Below are 26,889 nucleotides of genomic sequence, written 5' to 3'. Positions count from 1 at the left end.
TTACCAGTAATGCTCGCTGGTCATATGGCCCGGCTTGCGGCGCAGGTGTTTGCGCATCTGCCGCTGATCCTTCAGCGTCTGCTGGGTATCTCGCACCATCTGCGGGTTACCGCACAGCATGACGTGGCAGGTTTCGGCATCAAGGGGCAGCCCCACCGCCGCTTCCAGCCGGCCGTCTTCGATCAGCGCCGGCACGCGTCCGGTCAGTGAACCTGCGGCGTCTTCGCGGCTGACGACAGTCTGAATGCGCAGCTTACCGTTGTAGCGCTGCTGCAATTGCTGCATCAGCGGCAGGTAGCTGAGATCGCGCGCAAAGCGGGTGGCATGCACCAGCACCAAATTTTTGAAGCGTTCCAGATCTTTGCCTTCCTGCAGGATGGACAGGTAAGGGCCGATAGCGGTGCCGGTCGCCAACATCCACAAGGTGTCGCATTCCGGCACTTCTTCCAGCACGAAGAAACCGGCGGCCTCTTTGGTCACCATCACTTCCGATCCCGGCCGCAATTGATTGAGCCGCGGGCTCAGTTTGCCTTCCGGCACGGTGACCAGGTAAAACTCCAGATTCGGATCGCTGGGCGCGTTGACGTAGGAATAGGCGCGCTGCACGCGCTCACCGTCAACTTCCAGCGCCAGTTTGGCAAATTGCCCGGCGGTAAAGGTATCAATAGGGGCATGGACGGTAATGCTGAACAGCCCGTCGGTCCATTGCTCTACCTGCGTAACCTTGCCATTAACCCAGTCAGCCATACTCTAAAGCTCCAATGGTCGAATCAAATAAGCGCAATGTCGTGAGCCGGAAATGGCATGCGCAGCGCGTTCTATTCGGTAGCCGTGGCCAAACAGGCGGTGAAACAGCCGCAGTTCCGAGTTGCACAGGTTGCTGCAGACGGTGGCCGCCACGCCGATCGGGCAGTGGTTTTCCACCAGCAGCATGCCCTGCGGATGTTCGAACAGTTCGGCCATGTAGCCATCGTGCTGCCGCAGGCGCACCAACCGGGCGAGTCTGCCCTGATGGCTGCGTTCTTCCGACAGCTCTTTGGCATAGCGCTGATAAAGCTTTTCTTCCCGTTCGCTAATCAGCTGTTCCACACCTTCGGCGCCAAACAACTGATGGGCAGACTCCAGTAACGCCGTGGCAAGCGTATCGTGGCAATCGGCGAACTCAGCGTGGCCTTGATGGGTCAGCGACCAGTAACGCGTTGGGCGGCCTACTTTGGTACGCGCCTCTTCGTAACAAACCAGCTCACGTCTTTCCAGGGATTGCAGATGCTGACGAATACCCATTGGGGTGATGTCCAGACGCTCAGCCAGCATTTTGGCGGAATGCGGCCCCAAGGTTTTCAACTGCAATAAAATCAGCTCTGGTGTTTTCATGAACCAAATCCCTATGGTGTTATTTTATTTCAAGATGATGAAAATAATTATCGATTAAATGCTAAAGCCAAATTACGGCGATCTCGCCATTTTTACCCCTTAAGCGTTAGACGTACAGTTTAATTTACGAGGTTGGTTGCCTTTGCTGCCAGTGTGACCGGGATCAATATCTGTCTGAAACTCGCTAAAAAAATCAGATTTGTTAGCTTATGCCGCCATAGAGGGCTGCTCGCCGTTCTGACTCAATCCGGAGTCATGCCGGGACGCTGTGACGAGTTAATACGCTAACGAAGACAATGAGAAAAATAGACAATTTTCACCTGCTGGTGATGCTCACCCTGTTGGTGGCCGTCGGTCAGATGGCGCAAACCATTTATGTTCCTGTCATTGCTGACATTGCCCGAGATCTGTCGGTGCGCACCGGTGCGGTGCAGCGCGTGATGGCGGCGTATCTGATGACCTATGGCTTTTCACAGCTGATTTACGGCCCGTTGTCGGATCGCATTGGCCGCCGCCCGGTGATCCTCGCCGGGATGATGATTTTCCTGATTGGCGCCCTGGGCGCGTTCTTGTCCAATAGCCTGACGATGCTGGTTGTCGCCAGCGCCATTCAGGGGATGGGCACCGGCGTGGCGGGGGTGATGGCGCGTACCATGCCGCGTGATCTGTATGCCGGGACCTCGCTGCGCTATGCCAACAGCCTGCTCAATATGGGCATTCTGGTGAGCCCGCTGCTGGCACCGATCATCGGCGGGGCATTGGCGATGATATTCGGCTGGCGCGCTTGCTACGCTTTCCTGTTGGCGCTTTGCGCCGGCGTCGCCTTCGCCATGTTCCGTTGGCTGCCGGAAACCCGGCCTCAGCAGACAGAAAAACGGCGCATGTTGGCGAGTTTCGGCAAGCTGCTGGCCGACGGCACTTTCAGCTGCTATCTGGTGATGCTGATCGGTGCGCTGGCGGGGATCGCGGTATTTGAAGCCAGCTGTGGCGTGCTGATGGGGGGCGTGTTGGGCCTGAGCGGGCTGACCGTCAGTATCCTGTTTATCCTGCCGATCCCTGCGGCGTTCTTTGGCGCCTGGTACGCCGGCCGTGACGGCAAAACCTTCCACAGCCTGATGTGGCATTCGGTTATCAGCTGTTTGCTGGCAGGCCTTATGATGTGGATCCCGGGTTGGTTCGGCGTGATGAACATCTGGACGTTGATCGTGCCGGCGGCGCTGTTCTTTTTCGGCGCAGGGATGTTGTTCCCATTGGCTACCACCGGCGCGATGGAGCCTTTCCCCTATCTGGCGGGCGCGGCGGGCGCATTGGTGGGCGGTATGCAGAATATGGGATCGGGCCTGGCGACCTGGCTCTCCGCCATGCTGCCGCAAACCGGGCAGTTCAGCCTCGGCCTGCTGATGTTTGCGATGGCGCTGCTGATTTTGCTGTGCTGGTGGCCGTTGTCAAATCGTCTCCAGCATCAGGGACATACCGCATAAACCCACAGGGCGCCAATGGCGCCCTGTTTAATTACAGCAGGAACTCGTGCAGCGCCGGATCTTTACGGTCCAGATAATGGGTTGAGCGAATGCGGCGGATAGTGCGGGACTTGCCGCGGATCAGCAAGGTTTCCGTGGTGGCCATATTGCCCTGGCGGCTAATGCCTTCCAGCAGATCACCCTTGGTGATGCCGGTGGCGGAGAAAATGACGTTGTCGTTGCGCGCCATTTGGTCCAATACCAACACCTTGCCGGCCTCAATCCCCATCTCTTTGCAACGCACCAGTTCTTCTTCGCCGATGCGGCGGTTCTCGGCGCTGTCGCCTTTCACCTGATGACGCGGCAGCAGTCGCGCCTGCATATCTCCATCCAGCGCGCGGATCACCGCAGCGGAAATCACCCCTTCAGGTGCGCCGCCGATACCGTACATCACATCGACTTCGCTTTCCGGCAAGCAGGTCAGGATGGAGGCCGCCACGTCGCCATCGGGGATAGCGAAGACCCGCACCCCGAGCTGTTGCATCTGCGCGATAACGCCGTCGTGGCGTGGCTTGGCCAGAATGACCACCGTCAGCTGCGCCAGCGGCTTGTTCAGTCGGGCTGCGACCTGGTTCAGGTTTTCTGCCAGCGGCAGGTTGAGATCGATAGCGCCGCGCGCCGCCGGGCCCACCACCAGCTTTTCCATATACATGTCCGGCGCGTGCAGGAAAGTGCCGCGATCGCCCACCGCCAGCACGGCCAGTGCGTTGGGTTGGCCCATGGCGGTCATGCGGGTGCCTTCGATGGGGTCGACGGCGATATCTACCGCATCGCCCTGGCCGCTGCCGACGTGCTCGCCGATATACAGCATGGGCGCTTCATCAATTTCGCCTTCGCCGATCACGATGCGGCCATCGATATCCACTTTATTGAGCATAATGCGCATTGCGTTGACCGCAGCGCCGTCGGCGGCATTCTTGTCGCCGCGTCCCAGCCATTTGTAGCCCGCCAGCGCGGCGGCTTCGGTAACGCGGGAAAATTCGATGGCTAATTCACGTTTCATGGCAAAACCCGTTGTGAGAAAGGAAGAAAATATCGGCAAAGTTTATCACAGCAGGGCGGCAGCGGGCGGGGCAAAAAAAACGCGCCACCCGGAGGCAGCGCGTGATTCGGTCAACAAAGCAAAAGGGGGTTAGTCGTGATCTTCCCATGCCTGGGCGCGGGCTACCGCTTTTTTCCATCCGCTGTAGCGGAAGTTACGCTCGGTGGTTTCAATGCTTGGGCGGAACTCACGCTCGATAACGGCTTTGCTCTTCACCTCATCCAGATCGTTCCAGTAGCCAATGGCCAGGCCCGCCAGGAAGGCTGCACCCAGAGCCGTCGATTCGCGCACTTCAGGACGCTCCACACGGGTACCGAGAATGTCGGACTGGAACTGCATCAGGAAGTTGTTGGCAACTGCGCCACCGTCCACACGCAGCGACTGCAGGCGGGTGTTGGAGTCGGCCTGCATGGCGTCGAGCACGTCGCGCGTCTGGTAGGCGATGGACTCCAGCGTGGCTCGGATGATGTGGTTGCTGTTCGCACCACGAGTCAGGCCGAAGATAGCGCCACGGGCATATGGGTCCCAGTAAGGGGCACCCAGGCCGGTGAAGGCCGGTACTACGTAGACGCCGTTGCTGTCTTTCACCTTGGTGGCGAAGTATTCGGAGTCGGCCGCATCGCTGATCAGTTTCAACTCATCGCGTAGCCACTGGATGGAGGCACCGCCGATAAATACCGCGCCTTCCAGCGCATAGTTCACTTCACCGCGCGGGCCGCAGGCGATGGTGGTCAGCAGGCCGTGGTTGGAACGTACCGCTTCTTTGCCGGTGTTCATCAGCAGGAAGCAGCCGGTGCCATAGGTGTTCTTCGCCATACCCGGTTGAACGCACAGTTGGCCGTACAGCGCCGCCTGCTGGTCACCGGCGATACCGGCGATAGGAATACGCGTGCCGCCTTTACCGCCGATATTGGTCTGGCCGTACACCTCAGAGGACGGGCGGACTTTCGGCAGCATGACGCGTGGAATATCCAACGCTTCCAGCATGCGATCGTCCCAGTCCAGCTCATGGATGTTAAACATCATGGTGCGCGAGGCGTTGGTGTAATCGGTCACATGCACCCGTCCCTGGGTCATTTTCCACACCAGCCAGGTGTCGACGGTACCGAACAGCAGTTCGCCGCGCTTGGCGCGTTCACGGGCACCTTCAACGTTATCGAGGATCCACTTCACCTTGGTGCCGGAGAAGTACGGGTCAACCACCAGGCCGGTGTTGTGACGAATGTACTCTTCCAGGCCATCGCGCTTGAGCTTTTCGCAGATGTCGGCGGTGCGGCGACATTGCCAGACGATGGCGTTGTAAATCGGCTTGCCGGTCTCTTTTTCCCAGACGATGGTGGTTTCACGCTGGTTGGTGATGCCGATGCCGGCAATCTGATCGGAATTGATGTCGGCTTTTGCCAGCACTTCCACCAGCGTGGAGCTTTGTGACGACCAGATCTCCATCGGATCGTGTTCAACCCAGCCGGCTTTCGGGTAAATCTGCGTGAACTCGCGCTGAGATACCGCAACAATATTGGCATCGTGATCGAGCACTACGGCACGTGAACTGGTGGTTCCCTGGTCGAGAGCGACAATGTATTTTTTTTCTACTGTCATGATCTTAATCCTGCTGTTGTTAACCGTTTTAAAACTGTGTCAATCACGCTTTGCGCTGCTGGGCCTTGGTAGCGGGTTCTTCTTCCTCTACGCAAACATCGCACGGCAGATGGCGACCAATCAGAGCGCGGTAGCCGAAGGCACCCAGACCGGCACCGAGGATGGGGCCAAAGATTGGCACCAGGAAGTACGGAATATCACGTGCACCGGTGAAGGCCACTTTGCCCCAGCCTGCCAGATAAGCGAACAGTTTCGGGCCGAAATCACGCGCCGGGTTCAAAGCAAAGCCGGTCAATGGTCCCATGGAGGCGCCGATAACGGCAATCAGAATACCGATCAACAGCGGCGCCAGCGGGCCACGTGGAATACCATTACCGTCGTCGGTCAGCGCCAGAATCAGGCACATCAGAATCGCGGTAATCACCGTTTCCACCAGGAAGGCCTGGCCGACGGAGATATGCGCGTTAGGATAAGTGGAGAAGATACCGGCCAGAGCAAGGCTCTCGTCGCTGCCGCGGACCATATGGTTGGCCGCTTCGAAATCGAAGAACAGGTTGTAATACAACCCGTAGACCAGGGCTGCTGCGCAGAAGGCTCCGGCGATCTGCGCGACAATGTAAGGGAGTACTTTGCGTCCGTCAAAGCAGGCGAACAACCACAGCGCGATAGTGACGGCCGGGTTAAGGTGCGCACCGGAGATGGCAGCAGTCAGATAGATGGCCATGGCAACGCCCAGGCCCCAAATGATACTGATTTCCCACTGGCCGAAGCTGGCACCTGCCAGTTTCAGTGCGGCAACGCAGCCTACGCCAAAAAAGATCAACAAACCTGTGCCGAGGAACTCGGCGATACACTGGCCTTTTAGGGTCGGACTGGTGGTTTGGCTCATAATGTTGTTGTCCTGCAAAACGGCGGTTATAGGTTTATAGGCTCACTGTGCTAATCCACTTGGCCTATGGGTACAGTTTTTTTCATCTCGTCCAATTATTAATTGAGGACGTGATGTAAATTTATCGTTAACGAACATAAACGAGAAATAGCGAAATCAAAATGTGTGTGCTTCGTCATAAAGTTGAGCGAATTCGCGTCGTTCGGTGTTCTTTCTGCGCCATGAAAGTGTGATCTGACCAGTGGTTTTCCCACCAATTGTTAACAAACCCTTTTTTGTCCGATGGGCATTTTCAGTTTTTGCTGATAGTGAGGGCAGGAAAATTGCAACAGACTGCGCGATGAGCCGGTATGTTGCTAGACAGTCGGGGACAGGCTACTTACAATCGTTTTTATCGAAAGAAACGTTTTATCGAGACAGGCGCGCTTTTTTCAATAAAAGCGCGTGTCACTTGGCGCGATGCATATTCGCAACGGTTGCAACCTGAGTTGCGGCTGTTAGCTATAGATGTACGCCTTGCTATCATGAGGGGACCGAAGAATGTCATTTGAAGTATTTGAGAAATTGGAAGCAAAAGTTCAGCAGGCGATCGATACCATCACCCTGCTGCAGATGGAAATTGAAGAACTGAAAGACAAAAACAATACTCTGTCTCACGAAGTTCAGGCTGCCTCAGGCAACCACGAATCTCTGGTGCGTGAAAATCAGCAACTGAAAGAAGAGCAGCACGTATGGCAAGATCGCCTGCGCGCGCTGCTGGGCAAAATGGAAGAAGTCTGATTCCCTGATGCCAGAATCGAAAAGGGCGCCTTAGGCGCCCTTTTTCATCTCTGCGGGTTACTCGATATCGAGCGGGTCCTCAGACAGAATGATCCCGGTATTGTCGGCATAGAGATGATCGCCGGAGAAGAAGGTGACGCCGCCAAAGTTAACGCGAATATCGCTTTCGCCAACGCCTTCGCTGATGGCGCCTGCCGGAATGGCCGCCATCGCCTGAATGCCGATGTCCAGCTCTTCCAGATCGTCTACCTGGCGCACAGCACCGTAAACCACGATGCCTTCCCATTCGTTCTGGGTTGCCAGACGCGCCAACTCAGCGTTGATCAGGGCGCGACGCACCGAGCCGCCACCGTCGATCAGCAAGACGCGGCCACGGCCGTTCTCCTCGAGCAGATCGAATAACAGGCCGTTATCCTCAAAGCATTTCACCGTAGTGATTTGCCCGCCAAATGAAGTACGCCCGCCAAAATTGGAGAATAGAGGCTCAACAACGTTCACCTCTTCATGATAGATGTCGCAAAGTTCGGAAGTATCGTATTTCATAGGATTTTACGTCTGTTTGCCGCTGGAATAACCAGTATATCCCTTTATTCGCCCTGTTGGCAAAATCATCAGTTTTTAACTGAGTGCCACGCCGATGGCGAACAATACGTTGGCCAGCAGCGCCGCCTTGACCATATGTTCCAGCATCGGCCGCATGCCGGCCGGGGTCGGATCGCGCAGCACGCGCAGGCCATGACGCACCAGCAGCGGGATAGCCAGCACAAACAGCCAACCCCAAAGGCTATGCAGATTAAGCAGCGTAAACAGCGCAAAACACGCCACCGCACCGATCAGCAGCAAGGCGTGGTAGTAGCGCGCCTTCTGCGGGCCGAGCCGCACCGCCAGGGTATTTTTGCCGTTGGCGCGATCGCTTTCGATATCGCGCAGGTTATTGATATTGAGTACCGCGGTTGCCAGCAGTCCGCAGGCGGTGGCCGGCAACATCACGATGCTGTCAAAAGCGTGGGTTTGCAGGTAGTAGGTACCCGCTACGCTCAACCAACCAAAGAACACCAGCACCGAAATATCGCCCAATCCCAGATAACCGTAAGGCTTGTTACCTACGGTGTAGGTAATGGCGGCGACGATAGAAAGCCCGCCCAGCACCAGGAAGCCTATGACGTCGCTGGGCTGCTCACAGGCCACGGCGATCAGCGAACAGCCGGCGATGGCAATCAATACCACCGTCACGACCAGCGCACGTTTCATCTGTGCCTGGGTGATCATGCCTTTCTGCATGCCGCGTAGCGGTCCGATACGATCTTCCTTGTCGCTGCCTTTTACCGCATCGCCATAGTCGTTCGCCAGATTGGAGAGAATTTGCAGCAGACCGGCGGTCAGCAGTGCCAGCAGTGCCACGCCGGGTTTCAGGCTGTCATGCAAGGCGGCAATGGCGGAGCCGACCACGATCGAGGCAAAGGCCAGCGGCAGGGTGCGCGGTCGTAAACTTTCAAGCCAGGCTCTGGCCGGGGAGGTGGAAGTTGATGAGCTCATTTTTCGCTTCAGAGTAAGTGGCTGTGTCCGTTAGAAATAATTGTGGGAGGCAATGCCTCCCACACAGATGACCGACAGGACATGATTGAGCGATTATAGGATAAAACGACTCAAATCTTCATCCGCTACCAGTTCATCCAGATGATTACGCACGTAATCCGCATCAATTGTAATGGATTGACCGTTAATTTCACTCGCATCGTAGGAAATATCTTCCATCAGACGCTCAAGCACGGTGTGCAGACGGCGCGCACCGATGTTTTCGGTGCTTTCGTTAACCTGCCACGCGGCTTCGGCGATACGACGGATACCTTCGGCGGTGAACTCGATATTGACGCCTTCGGTGCCCATCAACGCTTTGTACTGCTCGGTCAGCGAGGCGCTTGGCTCGGTCAGGATACGCTCGAAATCTTCGGTGGTCAGCGCCTGCAATTCAACGCGGATCGGCAGGCGACCTTGCAGTTCCGGGATCAAATCTGACGGGCTGGCGGTCTGGAATGCGCCGGAGGCGATAAACAGAATGTGATCGGTTTTCACCATGCCGTGCTTGGTGGAAACGGTACAGCCTTCCACCAGCGGCAGCAGATCGCGCTGCACGCCTTCGCGTGACACGTCCGGGCCGGAGCTTTGGCCACCGCGCTTACAGATTTTGTCGATCTCGTCGATAAACACGATACCGTGTTGCTCAACCGCTTCGATCGCCTGTTCTTTCAGCTCTTCCGGGTTCACCAGCTTGGCGGCTTCTTCTTCGATCAACAGCTTGAAGGCTTCTTTGATCTTCAGCTTGCGCGGTTTGTGCTTCTGGCCGCCCAGGTTCTGGAACATCGACTGCAGCTGATTGGTCATCTCTTCCATGCCCGGAGGCGCCATGATTTCCACGCCCATGGGCGCAGAAGCCAGATCGATTTCAATCTCTTTGTCGTCCAACTGGCCTTCACGCAGTTTTTTGCGGAATGCCTGACGCGCTGCAGACGGCTCCTGTTGCTCTTCCGGCTGGCCCCAGTTGTTTTTGGCCGGTGGGATCAGTACGTCGAGAATGCGTTCTTCCGCCATCTCTTCGGCGCGAGTGCGGTTTTTCTCGATCGATTGCAGACGCACCATTTTGATTGCGGCGTCGGTCAGATCGCGGATGATGGAATCCACTTCTTTACCGACATAGCCTACTTCGGTGAACTTGGTGGCTTCTACCTTGATGAAGGGGGCATTAGCCAGCTTCGCCAGACGACGGGCGATTTCAGTTTTACCGACGCCGGTCGGGCCGATCATCAGAATATTTTTTGGCGTGACTTCATGACGCAGCATCTCGTCGAGCTGCATGCGGCGCCAGCGGTTACGCAGGGCGATGGCAACGGCACGTTTGGCCTTGTTCTGGCCGATAATGTAGCTGTCCAGCTCGCTGACGATCTCGCGCGGGGTCATTTCAGACATAGTATTCGATCCTTACGCTTTGGAAGGCAATTCTTCGATGGTGTGGAAATGGTTGGTGTAAATACAGATGTCACCGGCGATGTTGAGTGATTTATCAACGATTTCGCGGGCGCTCAGCTCGGTATTTTCCAACATCGCGCGAGCGGCAGCCTGGGCGTATGGGCCGCCGGAACCGATCGCAATCAAATCATTTTCAGGCTGGATCACGTCACCGTTGCCGGTGATGATCAGCGAAGAGTGTTCATCCGCCACGGCCAGCAGCGCTTCAAGCTTGCGCAGCATGCGGTCGGTACGCCAGTCTTTAGCCAACTCAACGGCCGCTTTAACCAAATGGCCCTGGTGCATTTCCAGCTTGCGCTCGAACAGCTCAAACAGCGTGAAGGCATCCGCAGTGCCACCGGCGAAACCGGCAATCACTTTGTCGTTATACAGGCGACGCACTTTCTTGACGTTACCCTTCATTACCGTATTGCCCAAGGTGGCCTGGCCATCGCCACCGATCACTACCTGGCCGTTGCGGCGTACGCTTACAATTGTTGTCACGAGCAGACCCTCGTTGAAGACGGAAAGAAGCCCTCGCAGCATCTGCTTGCGCAGACACTACGAGGCATATTGAGAGTATAGATGGGGGGGGATTGACGCTTTTCAACCCCCAACGGAGAGGGGAATGCAACTTGACATGCCGGCGCCCTTCAGACGCGATAGGGTTTTGTCCGCGGTTGCGCGGCTGCTGTAGGGGCCGAGCACCACGCGATTCCAACCGCCGCCGGCGGTGATGCGGCTTTCGATACCTTCAAACGCCAGGCGCGCACGGACCGATTCCGCCTGATCGGTGGCACGGAACGAACCGCATTGCACCATCCACTTCTGTTTCTGCTCAGGCTTGGTTTCCTGCTTGGCCGTTTCCTGTTTCACTTCCGGCTTGGTTTCCGGTTTTACCTCAGGTTTTGGCTGCGCTTTAGGCTCAGGTTGCTTAACCGGCTGCGGCTGCGGCTTGGGTTTGGGTTGAGCCTGCTGGTGCTGTTGCTGTTGCACCGGCGCCGTGGTTGCACCGTTGTTAAACGGATTACGCGGCTGGGTAACCTGTGGTTGCTGCGTCTGTTGCTGAACTTGCTGCTGTATTTGTTGTTGCTGCACCTGCTGCTGACGGCTGTTGCCGCGCGCCGCAGCTTGAGAAGGGTCGTTATACGGCACTTCATTCAACTGCGTTGGGCGCTGTTGCATATCCGCCTGCATTTGTTCCAGCAGTTGGCGTTGTTCAGTGGTCAACTGAGTCTTGGAGTTGACTTCGCCGCCGGCCGTTGGCTCGGTCGGGGTCTGCACGCCAATCTGGCGGTTCTCCAGCTCTTTGATATAGCGCCAGCGCTCTTCCGGTTTCGGCGGCAGGCCATTGCCAGGGCGGTTGCTGTGCGCAGGCAACAACGGTACATCGTCCGGTTTATTGTGCGTAATGAAATAGAGGCCACCGATAAAGATCACCAGAAGTGCTACGGCTAACGCCAGCACGGTTTTGGATACTTTCGGAGAACTGCTCTTTTTACGGCTGGGGGTTTTGCGCCGCGCTCCTGTGCGCCCACGGCCTACATAGTCTTTTTGTGCCACTATTATTCCGCTGTGTCCTGATGAGGAGATAAGTCCTGCATGTTACTGAACCCTAAAATATTTGACTAGCGTTTAGGGGCAGCAGTGCTGCCTCTGATAATTAACTCACTGTCCAATAGCCGGGAGCCACTTGGTACTGCCTGTCCGTGCAGTTGTTCCAACAACAGCAGCATCGCTTGCCGGCCGATCTCATAGCGCGGTTGAGCCACCGTGGTTAACGGCGGATCGCAATACTGCGTCAGCTTGATGTCGTCAAAGCCAACGATGGAAAGGTCCTGCGGTACTCGCAGCCCCATTTTTTTCGCCTGTGACAGCACGCCGATTGCCATGACGTCACTGTGGCAGAATATTGCCGTCGGGGGTTTTGGTTGCGCCATCAGCGCTGTCAGCGCCTGCGCACCGGCTTCGTACGTGAAATCACCCCGGGTAATATAGCTGCTTTCGACGTTAATGCCATTACGACGTAGCGCCTGAATGTAGCCTTGCAGCCGATAATGGCTGAGCGGCATCTGTTCCGGTCCGGCGACACAGGCGATTTGCTTGTGTCCGAGCTGGTGCAAATAATGTACAGCCTCGAAGGCGGCGGTCAGGTTATCGATGTGTACCGTCGGCAGTTCCAGCTCCGGGGCAAACTCGTTGGCCATCACCATTGGCGGCAGATTACGCTGCTCTTCCTTGCTGGCGTCGAAGGGCAGGTTGGAGCCGAGCAGCAGCATGCCATCGATTTGCTTGGTGATAATCAGATTGACGAAGGTTCGTTCCTGCTGGTTCTGCTGAGCGCAGTCGCCAATCAGCACCAGATAGCCTTGCTGCGCCGCGGTCTGCTCGATCCCCTGGATCACGTCGGCGAAGAACGGATCGCAAATGTCGGGGACGATCACCAGAATGGTACGGGATTCATTACGCTTGATATTGCGCGAGAGGGCATGAGGAGAGTAGCCCACGGCCAAGACGGCCTGCTCCACTTTCTGACGCGTCGGCGTTGACACCTTCTCCGGGTTCATCAGCGCGCGCGACACGGTTGCCGTTGAAACGCCCGCCATCTCGGCAACGTCTTTCATGGTTGCCATGGGTAATTCTTTCTTGTGTTCCAACGCCTTTCTCCTTGCGTTAGCCCCATGCCAACGCGACTACTGCAGTTTGCTCACAAATTCTGGCGTACGGTGGTGTTGTTATCATTTAGCGCCATCCGCACTCGAACATTCTGTCACGGTGCTACTTTAGGTGCCAAAATTGCCTTGGCAGACATTCTAAACAGAATATGTCCCGCCTTTGTTACCTAATTTGCATAAAAAGTGTGACCCGGGAAGGTTTTTTAGCGTTCGCTCGCAATTTCAAGGGTAAACGTTTGCCTTGCCTGAACTGAATCAGACTTTTCCGGGTTCAGCTATCTATCGGATCGACGTCCAGCGTCCATTTCACCTTACGTGCCTGTGGCAGTGTGCCGATCAACGGCAACGAGCTTTTCATCAACTGTTGCAGCACGCGTCGCGAAGGGTGCTGCAACAGCAGTTGCCAACGGAAGCGGCCGCCGCGTTTTGACTGCAATGCCGGGACGGGCCCCATGACCCACAACGAGTCGTCTTTCAGCGGGCTGGCCTCCAGCAGATTGCGCAGCTGCTGCAGGAACAGCGGCGCCTGTTGGTTATCGTGATCTTCCGAACGCACGATGATATGGCTGGTGTAGGGTGGCAGGAAGACGCTGTTGCGTTCCGCCAGCGTCTGTTTGGAAAAGGCCTCGTAGCCCTGCTGCAACAGAATTTGCAGCAGCGGGTGTTCCGGGTGGTGAGTCTGCAAAAGGACTTCACCCTGTTTGCCGGCGCGGCCTGCACGGCCGGAGACCTGGGTATACAGTTGAGCAAAGCGTTCAGCGGAACGGAAATCAGCCGAAAACAGCGCGCCGTCGACGTCCAGCAGGGCGACCAGCGTCACGTCCGGGAAATGGTGACCTTTTGCCAACATTTGGGTGCCGATCAATATGCGTGAGCCACCACGGTGAATATCCGCCAGATGTTGCTCAAGCGAGCCCTTGCGGCTGGTGGTGTCTCGGTCAATACGGGTAATCGGCGTTTCCGGGAACAGCGGCGCCAGTTCGTTTTCCAATTGCTCGGTACCGACGCCGACCGAGACCAGGTGCGTTGAACCGCATTGCGGACACTGGTGCGGTACCGGTCGCTGGCTGTCGCAGTGGTGGCAGCGCAGTTGGCGCTGGTTCTGATGGAAGGTGTAGTAATGATCGCAGCGTTGGCATTCGGCGATCCAGCCGCATTCGTGGCACAACAACGCGGGCGCATAGCCGCGGCGGTTAAGGAATAACATCACCTGATTACCGGCTTTCAGATGGTGCTGCATGCTTTTCAGCAGCGGCTGCGACAAACCCACCTTCAGCGGCAGGCCTTTCAGGTCGATCAGGTGCTGCGCCGCCGGTTTGGCGTTGCCCGCGCGCTGGGTGAGTTTGAGCTGACGGTATTTACCCAGTTGCACGTTGTGCAGCGTTTCCAGCGCCGGCGTGGCGGAACCCATGACCATCGGGATGTTCTCTTCCCGGGCGCGGAACACCGCCAGATCGCGTGCGTGGTAGCGCCAGCCTTCTTGCTGTTTATAGGAGCTGTCGTGCTCTTCGTCGATAATGATCACGCCCAGGCGTGAGAACGGGGTAAACAGCGCCGAGCGGGTACCGATGACGATCGCCGCCTCGCCGCTGCGGGCGCGCAGCCATACCGCCAGCCGTTCGCTGTCGTTGAGGCCGGAGTGCAGTACGTCTACCGGCGCATTGAAGCGTTCGCGAAAGCGAGCGATGGTTTGCGGCGTCAGGCCGATTTCCGGCACCAGCACCAGCGCCTGTTTGCCCATGGCCAGAATGTTTTCCAGCACGCTGAGATAGACCTCTGTCTTGCCGGAGCCGGTGACCCCGGCCAGCAGCCAGGCGGCAAACTGATCGTCTTCGCTGCGGATCGCACCCACGGCGGTGGCCTGTTCGGTATTCAGCCGCAGCCGTTCGCCGAGCACTGTAAAACCCGGTCGCCAGTCCTGCGTCGCCAATGCCTGAGCCCGTAAGTCGATCAGCCCTTTGGCGCGCAATGCCTGCAGGGCGCTCTCGGTCAGTTCAAGTTCGCTGACCTGGTGGCGATACACCGGGCGCTGCAGCAGCGCAGCCAGCGCCTGCTGTTGTTTGGGGGCGCGTTTCAGGCTTTCCGGCGGCGTGGCGCGGCCCTGTTCAGTGGCGAACCATTGCCACAGCGGCGCAGCTTCCGCCGGCTTTCCCTGTCTTAGCAGGATCGGCAGCGCATGGAACAACACTTCACCGATCGGGTAATGATAATAGTCGCTGGCCCAGCGAAGAATGCGCCACAGGCTGGGGGAGAACAGGGAGGCGTTGTCGATGATACTGTCGATGGGCTTAAGCTTATCCAGCGGCAGTTCGCTGGTGTCGCTGCTGCCGGTGACGATGCCGATCGCCCGTTGCTTACCCCAGGGTACACAAACGCGCGCGCCGGCGACCGGCTGCAGGCCTTGCGGCAGCAGATAGTCGAAGGTGCGGGCGAGGGGAACCGGTAAAGCAACGTGTACAACGGGCATGTGGCGGCCATCCAGATGGAAAAAGTGTCGGGTAGTTTACACTGCGGGCCGCAAAATGTACGGATCCAATTGCGCGCCACATTGAATTTCTGTATAATTTGCCGCCTTTGGTATAATCCGATACCAAAATATATTATCAACCACGTGTGGTGTCTGGCGAAACAGGGCTGGATAGCGACACGGCCTTAACTGAGGTTTCCCATGAAACAAGGTATCCACCCAAAATACGAAGAAGTTACTGCTAACTGCTCTTGCGGTAACGTGATCAAAATCCGCTCTACCGTGGGTCACGATCTGAACCTGGACGTTTGTGGTCAATGCCACCCGTTCTACACTGGCAAGCAGCGTGACGTTGCTACCGGTGGCCGCGTTGACCGCTTCAACAAGCGTTTCAGCGTACCAGGCGCTAAGAAATAATATTTCTTACCGTCAGATGAAAAAGGCGCCTTCGGCGCCTTTTTTCGTTTCTGCCGCCTGCTTTCGCAGGCCGACGAGTCAGTATTCCCAGGTATCGGGATCCACACCCAATTCACGCATCAGCACTTTTGCGGCTTCCGGGATTTCATCGCTGCGTTCTTTGCGCAGGTCTTCATCGTTCGGCAGCGGCTGGCCGGTAAAAGCATGCAGGAATGCTTCGCACAGCAATTCGCTGTTGGTGGCGTGGCGCAGGTTATTGACCTGGCGACGTGTCCGTTCATCGGTGAGGATTTTCAGGACCTTCAGCGGAATGGATACCGTGATTTTTTTTACTTGCTCGCTTTTTTTACCGTGTTCAGCGTAAGGGCTGACATACTCGCCGTTCCACTCAGCCATGGGACACCTTAAATTTGTCAGAAAAATTACAAAATTCTAAAAACCGGCCAATTATGCCCGATCTTCACTGTTCTCACTAAATAAATGTCAATTTTACGCGACCAGGGTCACTGTATGCTCACGATCAATAGGTGTCGCCTATGCATTTCGCGTTAACATCGTATCGTCATCTCAAACCGGCATAATTTTAGCGGGTATTACCGCTTTGCTCAATCTATACGCAAAGAAGTTTAGATGTCCAGATGTATTGACGTCCATCTCCACTGCGATTAATCTTTAGCCCTCATTCATCCGAATCCTGAGAGCCGAGCGACCCTATGACGCGTAAACCAGCCACGATTGCCGTACGTAGCGGCCTGAACGATGACGAACAGTACGGCTGCGTTGTCCCGCCGATCCATCTTTCCAGCACCTATAATTTCACCGACTTCAACCAGCCTCGCGCTCATGACTACTCACGCCGCGGCAATCCGACGCGCGATGTGGTGCAACGTGCGCTGGCGGAGCTGGAAGGCGGCGCCGGTGCGGTAATGACCAGTAGCGGAATGTCGGCGATCCATCTGGTGACCACCGTATTCCTGAAACCCGGCGATCTACTGGTGGCGCCGCACGATTGCTACGGTGGCAGCTACCGTCTTTTCGATAGCCTGAGCAAGCGAGGCGCTTACCGCGTGCTGTTTGTCGATCAGAGTAATGAAGAGGCGTTGGCGCAGGCGTTGGCGCAAAAGCCAAAACTGGTGCTGATTGAAAGCCCAAGCAACCCGCTGCTGCGCGTGGTGGACATTGCGGCAATTTGCGAGGCGGCGCATGCGGCAGGCGCGCTGACGGTAGTGGATAACACCTTCCTCAGCCCGGCGCTGCAGCAACCGATTGGACTGGGTGCCGATCTGGTGGTTCACTCCTGCACCAAATACCTCAACGGCCATTCCGATGTGGTAGCCGGCGCGGTGATCGCCAAAGATAAAGATTTGGCGGTGGAGCTGGCTTGGTGGGCCAATAATATCGGCGTTACCGGCGGCGCGTTCGACAGCTATTTGCTGTTGCGCGGCATGCGCACCCTGTCGCCTCGCATCAAGGCGGCGCAACAAAACGCCGAAGCGATTGTCAGTTATTTACAGCAGCAACCGCTGGTGAAAAAGCTGTATCATCCTTCTCTGCCACAGAACCCAGGGCACGAGATTGCGCGCCGCCAGCAACGCGGCTTTGGCGCGATGCTCAGTTTTGAACTGGATGGTGATGAGGCGCTTCTTCGCCGTTTCCTCTCTGCCCTTGAGCTGTTTACTCTGGCAGAATCCCTGGGGGGCGTAGAAAGCCTGATTTCGCATGCAGCGACCATGACCCATGCCGGTATGGCAGCGGAAGCACGTGCGGCGGCCGGTATCTCCGAGAGCCTGCTGCGTATTTCCGTGGGTATTGAAGACAGTGAAGATTTGATTGCCGATCTGGAACGTGCTTTCCAGGCGGCGGCAACGAGGTAAGCATGAATGCAATTGCGGTAGCAGGGCCGGTGAGCGGGCGTCAACTGCACAAGTTTGGCGGCAGCAGCCTGGCGGACGTGAAGTGTTATCTGCGTGTGGCCGGGATCATGGCCGAATACAGCCAGCCGGGCGATATGATGGTGGTGTCGGCTGCCGGCAGCACCACCAACCAACTGATTAGCTGGCTGAAGCTCAGCCAGAGCGATCGCCTTTCTGCGCATCAGGTTCAGCAGACGCTGCGCCGTTATCACAGCGAATTGATCGGCGGTTTATTGCCGCCGGAAACCGCCGAACCGCTGATCGCCGAATTTATTCAGGATCTGGAACGTCTGGCGGTCTTGCTGGATGACAAGATTGACGACGTGACCTATGCCGAGGTCGTCGGACACGGCGAAATCTGGTCGGCGCGGCTGATGGCTGCGGTGCTGAACAAGTTGGATATGCAGGCGGCCTGGCTGGATGCGCGCGATTTCCTGCGTACGGAACGCTCTGCTCAGCCGCAGGTCGATGAAGGCCGTTCTTACCCGTTGCTGCAACAATTGCTGGCTCAACACCCAGGCAAACGCCTGGTGGTGACCGGTTTTATTTCACGCAACGACGCCGGTGAAACCGTGCTGTTGGGGCGTAACGGCAGTGACTATTCTGCGACCCAGGTCGGCGCTTTGGCCGGCGTGGAGCGCGTGACTATCTGGAGCGACGTGGCCGGGGTGTACAGCGCCGACCCACGTAAAGTGAAAGATGCCTGCCTGCTGCCGCTGCTGCGGTTGGATGAAGCCAGCGAACTGGCGCGTCTGGCGGCACCGGTGCTGCATACCCGCACCTTGCAGCCGGTTTCCGGCAGCGATATCGATCTTCAGCTGCGATGCAGTTACCAGCCGGAACAGGGTTCAACGCGCATCGAGCGCGTGCTGGCTTCCGGTACGGGCGCGAAGATTGTCACCAGCCATGATGACGTGTGCCTGATTGAGCTGCGCGTCGGCAGCCAGCATGATTTCAAGCTGGCGCAGAAAGATCTGGATCTGGTGCTGAAGCGCGCGCAGATCAAACCCTTGGCCGTCGGCATTCATCCGGACCGCAACCTGGTTCAGCTGTGCTACACCTCGGAAGTGGTGAACAGCGTGCTGCGTACCTTGCAGGATGCCGGGTTGCCGGGGGAACTGAAACTGCGCGAAGGGTTGGCGCTGGTGGCGTTGGTGGGGGCGGGGGTTTGCAAAAACCCGCTGCACAGCCATCGTTTCTACCAACAGTTGAAAGACCAGCCAGTTGAGTTTATCTGGCAGGCAGAAGACGGCATCAGCCTGGTGGCGGTGCTGCGTCAGGGGCCGACTGCCTTACTGATTCAGGGCTTGCACCAGTCATTGTTCCGTGCTGAAAAACGCATCGGTCTGGTGCTGTTCGGCAAAGGCAACATTGGCGCACGCTGGCTGGAACTGTTTGCCCGCGAGCAGAAAAATATTTCCGCCCGCAGCGGTTTTGAATTCACACTGGCCGGGGTGGTGGACAGCCGCCGCAGCCTGCTGGATTACGACGGGCTGGACGCCAGCCGCGCGCTGGCATTCTTCGAGGACGAAGCGCAGGAGTTGGACGAAGAGTCTCTGTTCCTGTGGATGCGTGCGCACCCGTTCGACGATCTGGTGGTGCTTGACGTTACCGCCAGTGAAAATCTGGCAGAGCAGTATCTGGACTTTGCCAGCTACGGTTTCCACGTGATTAGCGCCAACAAGCTGGCGGGCGCGTCGTGCGGCGATAACTATCGCCAAATCCGCGATGCTTTCGCCAAAACCGGCCGCCACTGGTTGTATAACGCGACCGTCGGCGCGGGCCTGCCCGTCAACCATACGGTGCGTGATTTGCGCGACAGCGGCGACAGCATTCTGGCGATCAGCGGTATCTTCTCCGGTACCCTTTCCTGGTTGTTCCTGCAGTTCGACGGCACGGTGCCGTTCACCGAGCTGGTGGATCAGGCCTGGCAGCAGGGGCTGACAGAACCGGATCCGCGCGTCGATCTCTCCGGTCAGGACGTAATGCGCAAGCTGGTTATTCTGGCGCGCGAAGCGGGCTATGACATCGAACCGAATCAGGTGCGGGTAGAGTCGCTGGTGCCTGCCGGTGCCGAGCAGGGCTCTGTCGATCAGTTCTTCGAGAACGGCGATGCGCTGAACCAACAGATGCTGCAGCGTTTTGAGGCTGCCAGCGAAATGGGGCTGGTGCTGCGGCACGTGGCGCGCTTCGATGCCAACGGCAAGGCGCGTGTCGGAGTAGAGGCGGTGCGGCCTGAGCACCCACTGGCGGCGCTGTTGCCATGCGACAACGTGTTTGCTATCGAAAGCCGCTGGTACCGCGATAACCCCTTGGTGATCCGCGGGCCGGGCGCCGGGCGCGACGTCACGGCCGGGGCGATCCAGTCAGACCTTAACCGTTTGGCGCAACTGCTTTAATTTTCTTGCGGGCGCGGGTTCACCGCGCCCCTCGTTTTTCCTGCCATAATTCATCTTGTTTCGAACATGAAATTCTTTCTCTTTGCGGGTGAGGATTAATCATCTTATTCCCCCAGTTTCCTGTTGACTCTTTAGCCAACATACGGCATTTTCTATTTAGACGTCTAAACGTATAGACGCTTATTAAAATAAAGCAAAATGCAAAACAGCGATCGATAAGAGGCGGACAGGGTATGAGTTTTTTTCACGCAAACCAGCGGGAAGCGCTGAATCAGAGTCTGGCGGAATTAAGCGGCCAGATTAACGTGTCGTTTGAGTTTTTCCCGCCGCGCACCAGCGAGATGGAAGATACCCTGTGGCAGTCCATTGATCGTCTGAGCAGCCTGAAACCTAAATTTGTCTCTGTGACCTATGGCGCAAACTCGGGCGAGCGTGATCGTACCCACAGCATCATCAAAGGGATTAAGGACCGCACCGGTCTGGATGCAGCCCCACACCTGACCTGCATCGACGCCAGCCCGGCGCAGTTGCGTGAAATCGCCACCGATTATTGGAACAACGGCATTCGTCATATCGTGGCGCTGCGCGGCGATCTGCCACCGGGTGGCGGCAAGCCGGACATGTATGCGACCGATTTGGTTCGGTTGTTGAAAGAGGTCGGTGATTTCGATATCTCCGTTGCCGCCTACCCTGAAGTGCATCCGGAGGCGAAAAGTCCGCAGGCGGACCTGATTAACCTGAAGCGTAAAATCGATGCCGGCGCCAACCGCGCGATCACCCAGTTTTTCTTCGACGTGGAGAGCTATCTGCGTTTCCGCGACCGTTGCGTCGCCACCGGTATTGACGTGGAAATCGTGCCGGGCATTCTGCCGGTATCCAACTTCAAGCAGCTGCAACGTTTCGCTACCATGACCAACGTGCGCGTACCGAGCTGGATGACCAGCATGTTTGAAGGGCTGGACGACGACGCCGAAACCCGCAAAATGGTCGGCGCCAATATCGCGATGGACATGGTGAAGATCCTCAGCCGCGAAGGGGTGAAAGATTTCCACTTCTATACGCTGAACCGCGCCGAGATGAGCTATGCCATCTGCCACACGCTGGGTGTGCGCCCGGCCGCTGCATAATCCATTCGCTATCGGGAGGGGCGCTGCGTAAAAACAGCGCCCTTTTTGTTGGGCGCAATTTCTTCCAATACCCCTCTTCAGCGGCATGATGAGATGACGCATCATCCCCACGAAAAGAGCTCGTCGCCATGCTGCCGTTTTCCAATGGTTTTTTACTCAGTCTGTCGCTTTGTCTGGATATTGGCATCGCCAATATCGCCATGATCACGCTGGCGATGCAGCGCGGCTATTTTCACGGTTTCTGGCTGGGGATCGGTACCTGCGTGGGTGACCTGATTTATGCGGTGCTGGCGCTGGCGGGCATGGCGGTGCTGTTGCAATACCCGGGTGTCCGCTGGGTACTGTGGGTCGGCGGTTCAATGATGCTGCTGTGGTTCGCTTACAAGATGCTGCGCGCGGCCTTCGCCCAGGCGACTGAGTTGGCGGTGGCTGAGCCGGACACGCCACGTTCGGTGCCGCGCAACTTCCTGCGCGGCGTGGTGCTGGCTATGTCTTCTCCTACGGCGATCTTGTGGTTTGCGGCGGTGGGCGGTGCGCTAATTTCACGTATGGGTCAGGGGGGGCCGGCGGCAACGTCGTGGTTCCTCTCCGGCTTTTTTATTGCCGGGGTGGTGTGGACGGCGGTGCTTTGCTCCGTTGGTAGCCTGGGCGGCAAAATGTTGGGGTCTCGCCTGCTGAAATATTCTTACTTTGCCTCGGCGGTGATTTTTGGCTACTTCGCGCTGTACGTGGTGGTGTCGGGCTACCGCGAGTTTATTTAGCGGGTGAAGGATTGCAGATAGTGATGTGGCGTGATGCCCATCGTTTTGCGAAAAGCGTTAATAAAATGACTTTGATCGTAAAAACCCAAGGCCAGCGCCACGTCCAGCGTGTGTTGATTCTGCCGCAGCAGGTTACGCGCCTCCAGCAGCCGCAGCTGCATGTGATATTGCAGCGGGGGCATGCCGATACGTTGCCGGAACAGCCGGACAAAATGATATTTACTCATGCCGCTGACCTGGGCCAGCGTGTCCAGGCTGATTTTCAGCGTCAGGTTGTCGCGCATGAACTCCAGTGCCCGGCCGACGGTTTCCGTCGGTTGCGGGTGATCCGCGGTGCGATCGTCCAGCAGGGTACCCAGCAGCCACAGCAGATTTTGCTCTTGTTCAACAGCGTCGTGCGGAGTGCAGGCATAGCGGCAAATGGCGTCGAACAACGCCGGGTTGCGCAGTACGCCTTCGGTCAGCACCGGCGCCTGACGATGGGACCCCAGGTTATGGTTGTTGGCCAGGCTGCGCAGCAGTGATTGCGGTAAGTGCACGCTACAGAATTCGACTTTCTCACTGCCAAATTGCGAGGACTGAATGCTGGCCGGGTTGTAAACGGTGATCTCGCCACCGCGCACCAACGAGGTTTTGCCGTCCAGCCAAATCTGTTCGGTACCGCTCAAATTGGCGCTGATCACGTATTCATCGTGGGTGTGACGGGGGAAGGAGGCATTGATCGCCGTCAGGCGCGAGCACTCGATATCGTTGGCAACAAACCAGTCCGAGAGGGATAACGCCATCGCGCACCTCCGCGCCCGTCAGCGACACATAGAAAAACGGCTCCTGTGAACAGGAGCCGTGCTTTGACGCGCAACCTAGCCGGTGTTGCGCATGCCGGCGGCGACGCCGGCAATGGTGACCATCAATGCCTGTTCAACGCGGGTATCAGGATGTTCCTGCTGGCGGGAGCGGTGCAGCAGCTCTGCCTGCAGCACGTTCAGCGGATCGGTATACACGTTGCGCAGCGCGATGGATTCGGCGATCCACGGCAGGTCTTCCATCAGGTGAGCGTCATTGGCAATGGTCAACACAACCTTGATGTCGCTTTCGAGCTGATCGCGCAACTGCTGACCCAGTGGCCACAGCGATTTGTCGACCAGGCGCTGATCGTAGTATTCCGCAAGCCACAGGTCGGCCTTGGCGAAGACCATTTCCAGCATGGCGATGCGGGTGGAGAAGAACGGCCAGTCGCGGCACATGGCTTCCAACTGATTCTGTTTGCCAGCTTTCACCGCTTCCTGCAAACCTGCGCCGGCGCCGAGCCAGGCCGGCAGCATCAGGCGGTTCTGCGTCCAGGCGAAGATCCACGGAATGGCGCGCAGGCTTTCTACGCCGCCGTTTGGCTTGCGCTTGGCCGGGCGTGAACCCAGCGGCAGTTTACCCAGTTCCAGCTCCGGTGTTGCGGCGCGGAAGTAAGGCACGAAGTCCGGATTCTCGCGCACGTAGCCGCGGTACATTTTGCATGATGTCTCTGACAGGTCGTCCATCAGCGAACGCCACTCTTTCTTCGGCTCCGGCGGCGGCAGCAGGTTGGCTTCGAGAACCGCGCCGGCATACAGCGCCAGGCTGCTGATGGCCACTTCCGGCAGGCCAAATTTGAAGCGAATCATCTCACCCTGTTCGGTCACGCGCAGGCCACCTTTCAGGCTGCCCGGCGGCTGCGACAGCAGCGCCGCATGTGCAGGCGCACCGCCGCGGCCAATCGAACCGCCACGGCCGTGGAACAGCGTTAACGCCACTCCGGCCTTTTCACAAGTTTTGATCAAGGCATCTTGCGCGCGGTACTGCGCCCAGGAAGCGGCCATCACCCCGGCGTCTTTCGCCGAGTCGGAATAGCCGATCATCACCATCTGCTTGCCCTGGATAAAGCCGCGATACCAGTCGATATTCAGCAACTGGGTCATAACGTCGTCGGCGTTGTTCAGGTCGTCGAGGGTTTCGAACAGCGGCGCTACCGGCAGCGCAAACGGGCAACCGGCTTCTTTCAGCAGCAGATGGACCGCCAGCACGTCAGAAGGGGTGCGTGCCATGGAGATGACGTAGGCGGCGATGGAGCCTTGCGGCGCTTCGGCGATCACGCGGCAGGTTTCCAGCACTTCCTGGGTGTCGGCGCTCGGTTCCCACTTCAGCGGCACCAGCGGGCGTTTGGAGTTCAGTTCGCGGATCAGGAATGCCTGTTTGTCGGCTTCTGACCAGCTTTCGTAGTCGCCGAGGCCCAGATAACGGGTCAGTTCGGCGATGGCTTCGGTATGGCGGTTGCTTTCCTGACGGACGTCGATACGCACCAGCGGCACGCCAAAGCAACGGACACGGCGCAGGGTATCCAGCAACTGACCGTTGGCAATGATGCCCATGCCGCAGGCCTGCAGCGACTGATAACAGGCGAACAAAGGTTCCCACAGCTGATCGTTGCTTACCAGCAGGTCGTTCGGCTTCAGCACGCGTTCGCCCTTCAGGCGGCCTTCCAGATAGGCCTGAGAACGCATCAACTGGCCGCGCAGCTGTTTCATGATTTCGCGGTACGGTTCCTGCACTTCGTCGCCACCGGCGAGGGCACGCAATTCCGGGGTACATTCGGTCATCGACAGCTCGGACACCAACACCTGGATATCGCGGGTGAACAGGTCGCAGGCTTTCCAGCGGCTGAGCAGCAGCACATGACGGGTAATTTCGGCGGTCACGTTCGGGTTACCGTCGCGGTCACCGCCCATCCAGGAGGTGAAGCGAACCGGCACGGCTTCCGCCGGCAGGCTGTAATCGATGGAGTTTTCCAACTGCTCGTTGAATTCGCGCAGGAAGGCAGGCACCCCTTCCCACAGGCTGTTTTCCACCACCGCAAAGCCCCACTTGGCTTCGTCGATAGGTGAAGGGCGGTTTTTACGGATCTCGTCGGTGTGCCATGACTGGGCAACCAACTGGCGCAGGCGGCGCATGATCTTGTTGCGCTCGTAATCGGCCAGATCGTTATGATCGAGTTGGCTCAGACAGGTGTTGACCTCAACCAGCTTGTGGATCAGGGTGCGGCGGGTGATTTCCGTCGGGTGCGCAGTCAGCACCAGCTCGATGGAGAGCTGAGAGACCGCATTTTGCAGCTCTTTGGTGCTGAGCTTTTTGTCTTTCAGCCGGGTGAACAGTTGGGCCAGCGCTTCGGGATTGCTGGCGGCTTCGCCATTGGGCGAAATGCTGTGGTACTGCTCGGCGACGTTGGTCAGATTAAGGAACTGGCTGAAGGCGCGCGCGACCGGCAGCAACTCGTCGTTGGACAGGTTCTGCAAGGTGGAAAGCAGCTCCTGACGGTGCGCCTCGTTACCGGCACGTGAAGATTTGGAAAGCTTACGGATAGTTTCAACGCGATCGAGAATATGCTCGCCCAGCGCATCTTTGATGGTATCGCCGAGCAATTTGCCGAGCATACTGACATTACTTCGCATTGCCGAATATTGTTCGTTCATATAACCCCTGGCCCAGTTCTGTATGATTTTTTATCTTGTAAGTAAATTTCACGTGTCAGGCGAAGAGCGCCTGTTTCATCTCGCCACGTTCCTGTCCAATCGTCAATTGACACTATTTTTAGCAAAAAAACATCAAAATCGGCGCATTTTCTGAAATTTAATTACGGCGCGCCGGTTATCAGTCTGGCTTATTATATTGTTTTGATACTTCTTAATAGGTAGGGCGATGATAAATCATTAACCCTACTTTATGTCAGGTTTATTGGTGGCAAAAGTGCTCGACCAACTGGCCCAGCAGCTTGCGCGTCGGCTCGATAAACGCCGTATCAATGTATTCATCCGGTTGGTGCGCCTGGTTGATTGACCCCGGGCCAAGCACCAGCGTCGGGCACACCTGCTGGACGAACGGCGCTTCGGTGCAGTAGTTGACCACCTGAGTGCGGGTGCCCAGCAGTTTCTCAATCACCGCCACCATATGATGATCGGTCGGGCACTCGTAACCCGGGACCGAGGCATGCAGTTCCTCAATGTTCAGGCGGCCCGGCCAGCACTGGCTGATCGGCTCCAGCGTCTGGTGCATCAGCTCGTTGATATTGTCGAGCGTCATGCCTGGCAGCGGGCGAATATCCAGGTGCAGTTCACAACAGGCGCAAATACGGTTGGCCGCGTCGCCGCCGCTGATATGGCCGAAGTTCATCGTCGGATAAGGCACGGCGAATGCCGGATTGTTGTAGCGCTCCTGCAACGTTTTGCGCAGTTCCATCAGGCGGCCAATGGTTTCGTGCATCAAATCGATGGCGTTGACGCCGCGCGCCGGGTCGCTCGAGTGGCCGGACTGGCCGACAATGCGGATGGCGTTGGCCATATGCCCTTTGTGCGCGCGCACCGGTTGCAGTGAGGTGGGCTCGCCGATAATGGCGAAATCCGGGCGGATGGCGGTCGAGGCGGCGAAATAACGTGCGCCGGCCATCGTCGTTTCTTCATCTGCGGTGGCCAGAATGTACAGCGGCTTGGTCAGTTTGCCGGCATCGATGTCGCGCACGGCATCCAGAATAAAGGCAAAGAAGCCTTTCATGTCCGCAGTACCCAGACCGTACAGCTTATTGTCGTGCTCGGTCAGGGTGAAGGGATCGCGTGTCCAACGGCCTTCGTCATAAGGTACGGTGTCGGTGTGGCCCGCCAAAAGCAGGCCGCCGCTGCCTTCACCGATGCTGGCGAGCAGGTTGAATTTGTTGCGGGTATCGGGCACCGGCTGTACGTCGACGCGGAAGCCCAAATCGGCAAACCATCCGGCCAGCAAGTTGATTAACGCTTCATTACTCTGATCGAGGGCGCCATCGGTGGCACTGATCGACGGAGTGGCGATCAACGCCCGGTACAGCTCAATAAATGGAGGTAATTTCATCTTCACTGTTGACAGCCTTTG

24 protein-coding genes are annotated in these 26,889 nt (G+C 57.4%); 8 read left to right on the top strand and 16 right to left on the bottom strand.

Features of this window, described 5'->3' with window-relative positions; all coding sequences use genetic code 11:
• Both fpr and SERAS12_RS24495 read right to left on the bottom strand, forming a co-directional pair.
• The gene (gene fpr / locus SERAS12_RS24500; RefSeq protein WP_004953210.1) at nucleotides 1-747 is read right to left on the bottom strand and encodes a ferredoxin--NADP(+) reductase; all 747 of its coding nucleotides are present in this window, start codon (nucleotides 745-747) and stop codon (nucleotides 1-3) included.
• 3 nt (nucleotides 748-750) lie between these two features.
• Nucleotides 751-1,374, bottom strand: a complete 624-nt coding sequence (locus SERAS12_RS24495; protein ID WP_013815001.1) for a metalloregulator ArsR/SmtB family transcription factor — start codon at nucleotides 1,372-1,374, stop codon at nucleotides 751-753.
• Between the two features lie 296 nt (nucleotides 1,375-1,670).
• Between SERAS12_RS24495 and emrD the strand changes: the two genes are divergently transcribed.
• Nucleotides 1,671-2,855 (top strand): multidrug efflux MFS transporter EmrD, encoded by a 1,185-nt coding sequence (emrD, locus tag SERAS12_RS24490; RefSeq protein WP_013815000.1) that lies wholly within the window; start codon nucleotides 1,671-1,673, stop codon nucleotides 2,853-2,855.
• Between the two features lie 31 nt (nucleotides 2,856-2,886).
• On the opposite strand, the gene glpX is transcribed toward emrD, so the two are convergent.
• The gene (gene glpX, locus SERAS12_RS24485; RefSeq protein ID WP_013814999.1) at nucleotides 2,887-3,897 is read right to left on the bottom strand and encodes a class II fructose-bisphosphatase; all 1,011 of its coding nucleotides are present in this window, start codon (nucleotides 3,895-3,897) and stop codon (nucleotides 2,887-2,889) included.
• Between glpX and SERAS12_RS26505 the strand changes: the two genes are divergently transcribed.
• On the top strand, nucleotides 3,878-4,030 hold the full coding sequence (locus SERAS12_RS26505) for a hypothetical protein (RefSeq protein ID WP_158307047.1): 153 nt from the start codon (nucleotides 3,878-3,880) through the stop codon (nucleotides 4,028-4,030). The two genes, glpX and SERAS12_RS26505, sit on opposite strands and share 20 nt — an antisense overlap.
• On the opposite strand, the gene glpK is transcribed toward SERAS12_RS26505, so the two are convergent.
• A complete protein-coding gene (glpK, locus tag SERAS12_RS24480) occupies nucleotides 4,027-5,535 on the bottom strand; it encodes a glycerol kinase GlpK (RefSeq protein WP_013814998.1) in 1,509 nt (502 codons plus the stop codon). The genes SERAS12_RS26505 and glpK overlap by 4 nt on opposite strands.
• A gap of 43 nt (nucleotides 5,536-5,578) precedes the next feature.
• A complete protein-coding gene (locus tag SERAS12_RS24475) occupies nucleotides 5,579-6,424 on the bottom strand; it encodes an MIP/aquaporin family protein (RefSeq protein WP_004953195.1) in 846 nt (281 codons plus the stop codon).
• A gap of 540 nt (nucleotides 6,425-6,964) precedes the next feature.
• Between SERAS12_RS24475 and zapB the strand changes: the two genes are divergently transcribed.
• Nucleotides 6,965-7,204: a septal ring assembly protein ZapB gene (zapB, locus tag SERAS12_RS24470; RefSeq protein WP_004953193.1), complete on the top strand. Its 240-nt coding sequence runs from the start codon at nucleotides 6,965-6,967 to the stop codon at nucleotides 7,202-7,204.
• Between the two features lie 57 nt (nucleotides 7,205-7,261).
• Here zapB and rraA read toward each other — a convergent pair whose 3' ends face one another.
• The 7 genes from rraA to priA form a co-directional block, all read right to left on the bottom strand.
• Nucleotides 7,262-7,747 (bottom strand): ribonuclease E activity regulator RraA, encoded by a 486-nt coding sequence (gene rraA / locus SERAS12_RS24465; protein WP_013814997.1) that lies wholly within the window; start codon nucleotides 7,745-7,747, stop codon nucleotides 7,262-7,264.
• 75 nt (nucleotides 7,748-7,822) lie between these two features.
• Nucleotides 7,823-8,740 carry a 1,4-dihydroxy-2-naphthoate polyprenyltransferase gene (locus tag SERAS12_RS24460; protein WP_006328846.1) on the bottom strand — a complete coding sequence of 306 codons (918 nt, stop codon included), beginning with the start codon at nucleotides 8,738-8,740 and terminating at the stop codon, nucleotides 7,823-7,825.
• A gap of 93 nt (nucleotides 8,741-8,833) precedes the next feature.
• On the bottom strand, nucleotides 8,834-10,168 hold the full coding sequence (gene hslU, locus SERAS12_RS24455; RefSeq protein WP_013814996.1) for an HslU--HslV peptidase ATPase subunit: 1,335 nt from the start codon (nucleotides 10,166-10,168) through the stop codon (nucleotides 8,834-8,836).
• A 12-nt stretch (nucleotides 10,169-10,180) separates the two neighbouring features.
• Nucleotides 10,181-10,711, bottom strand: coding sequence for an ATP-dependent protease subunit HslV (gene hslV, locus SERAS12_RS24450; protein WP_004953184.1), 531 nt, complete (start codon nucleotides 10,709-10,711; stop codon nucleotides 10,181-10,183).
• A gap of 102 nt (nucleotides 10,712-10,813) precedes the next feature.
• On the bottom strand, nucleotides 10,814-11,770 hold the full coding sequence (gene ftsN, locus SERAS12_RS24445; protein WP_013814995.1) for a cell division protein FtsN: 957 nt from the start codon (nucleotides 11,768-11,770) through the stop codon (nucleotides 10,814-10,816).
• Between the two features lie 65 nt (nucleotides 11,771-11,835).
• Entirely contained in the window at nucleotides 11,836-12,864 is a 1,029-nt protein-coding gene (cytR, locus tag SERAS12_RS24440; RefSeq protein ID WP_013814994.1) for a DNA-binding transcriptional regulator CytR, read from the bottom strand.
• Nucleotides 12,865-13,153: 289 nt separating this feature from the next.
• Nucleotides 13,154-15,349 (bottom strand): primosomal protein N', encoded by a 2,196-nt coding sequence (gene priA / locus SERAS12_RS24435; protein WP_013814993.1) that lies wholly within the window; start codon nucleotides 15,347-15,349, stop codon nucleotides 13,154-13,156.
• Between the two features lie 201 nt (nucleotides 15,350-15,550).
• Between priA and rpmE the strand changes: the two genes are divergently transcribed.
• Nucleotides 15,551-15,766 (top strand): 50S ribosomal protein L31, encoded by a 216-nt coding sequence (gene rpmE, locus SERAS12_RS24430; protein ID WP_004953176.1) that lies wholly within the window; start codon nucleotides 15,551-15,553, stop codon nucleotides 15,764-15,766.
• 78 nt (nucleotides 15,767-15,844) lie between these two features.
• On the opposite strand, the gene metJ is transcribed toward rpmE, so the two are convergent.
• On the bottom strand, nucleotides 15,845-16,162 hold the full coding sequence (metJ, locus tag SERAS12_RS24425) for a met regulon transcriptional regulator MetJ (protein WP_006317756.1): 318 nt from the start codon (nucleotides 16,160-16,162) through the stop codon (nucleotides 15,845-15,847).
• A 317-nt stretch (nucleotides 16,163-16,479) separates the two neighbouring features.
• On the opposite strand from metJ, the gene metB reads away from it, so the two are divergent.
• The 4 genes from metB (at nucleotide 16,480) to SERAS12_RS24405 (ending at nucleotide 21,966) form a co-directional block, all read left to right on the top strand.
• Complete coding sequence (gene metB, locus SERAS12_RS24420) at nucleotides 16,480-17,640, top strand: cystathionine gamma-synthase (RefSeq protein ID WP_004953172.1); 1,161 nt, start codon at nucleotides 16,480-16,482, stop codon at nucleotides 17,638-17,640.
• Between the two features lie 2 nt (nucleotides 17,641-17,642).
• The gene (locus tag SERAS12_RS24415) at nucleotides 17,643-20,078 is read left to right on the top strand and encodes a bifunctional aspartate kinase/homoserine dehydrogenase II (protein ID WP_013814992.1); all 2,436 of its coding nucleotides are present in this window, start codon (nucleotides 17,643-17,645) and stop codon (nucleotides 20,076-20,078) included.
• A 233-nt stretch (nucleotides 20,079-20,311) separates the two neighbouring features.
• Nucleotides 20,312-21,205: a methylenetetrahydrofolate reductase gene (gene metF / locus SERAS12_RS24410; RefSeq protein WP_013814991.1), complete on the top strand. Its 894-nt coding sequence runs from the start codon at nucleotides 20,312-20,314 to the stop codon at nucleotides 21,203-21,205.
• 128 nt (nucleotides 21,206-21,333) lie between these two features.
• Complete coding sequence (locus SERAS12_RS24405; RefSeq protein WP_013814990.1) at nucleotides 21,334-21,966, top strand: LysE family transporter; 633 nt, start codon at nucleotides 21,334-21,336, stop codon at nucleotides 21,964-21,966.
• Here the strand turns inward: SERAS12_RS24405 and SERAS12_RS24400 are convergent.
• The 3 genes from SERAS12_RS24400 to argE form a co-directional block, all read right to left on the bottom strand.
• Nucleotides 21,963-22,751, bottom strand: a complete 789-nt coding sequence (locus SERAS12_RS24400) for an AraC family transcriptional regulator (protein WP_013814989.1) — start codon at nucleotides 22,749-22,751, stop codon at nucleotides 21,963-21,965. The two genes, SERAS12_RS24405 and SERAS12_RS24400, sit on opposite strands and share 4 nt — an antisense overlap.
• A 75-nt stretch (nucleotides 22,752-22,826) precedes the next feature.
• On the bottom strand, nucleotides 22,827-25,463 hold the full coding sequence (gene ppc, locus SERAS12_RS24395; RefSeq protein ID WP_013814988.1) for a phosphoenolpyruvate carboxylase: 2,637 nt from the start codon (nucleotides 25,461-25,463) through the stop codon (nucleotides 22,827-22,829).
• A 259-nt stretch (nucleotides 25,464-25,722) separates the two neighbouring features.
• On the bottom strand, nucleotides 25,723-26,868 hold the full coding sequence (gene argE / locus SERAS12_RS24390) for an acetylornithine deacetylase (protein ID WP_013814987.1): 1,146 nt from the start codon (nucleotides 26,866-26,868) through the stop codon (nucleotides 25,723-25,725).
• Between the last annotated feature and the right edge of the window lie 21 nt (nucleotides 26,869-26,889).

This window comes from Serratia sp. AS12 (genome assembly GCF_000214195.1).
Lineage (GTDB): Bacteria > Pseudomonadota > Gammaproteobacteria > Enterobacterales > Enterobacteriaceae > Serratia > Serratia plymuthica.
The sequence above is the reverse complement of the archived record's forward strand: the minus strand, read 5'-3'. Positions and strand labels throughout refer to the sequence as shown.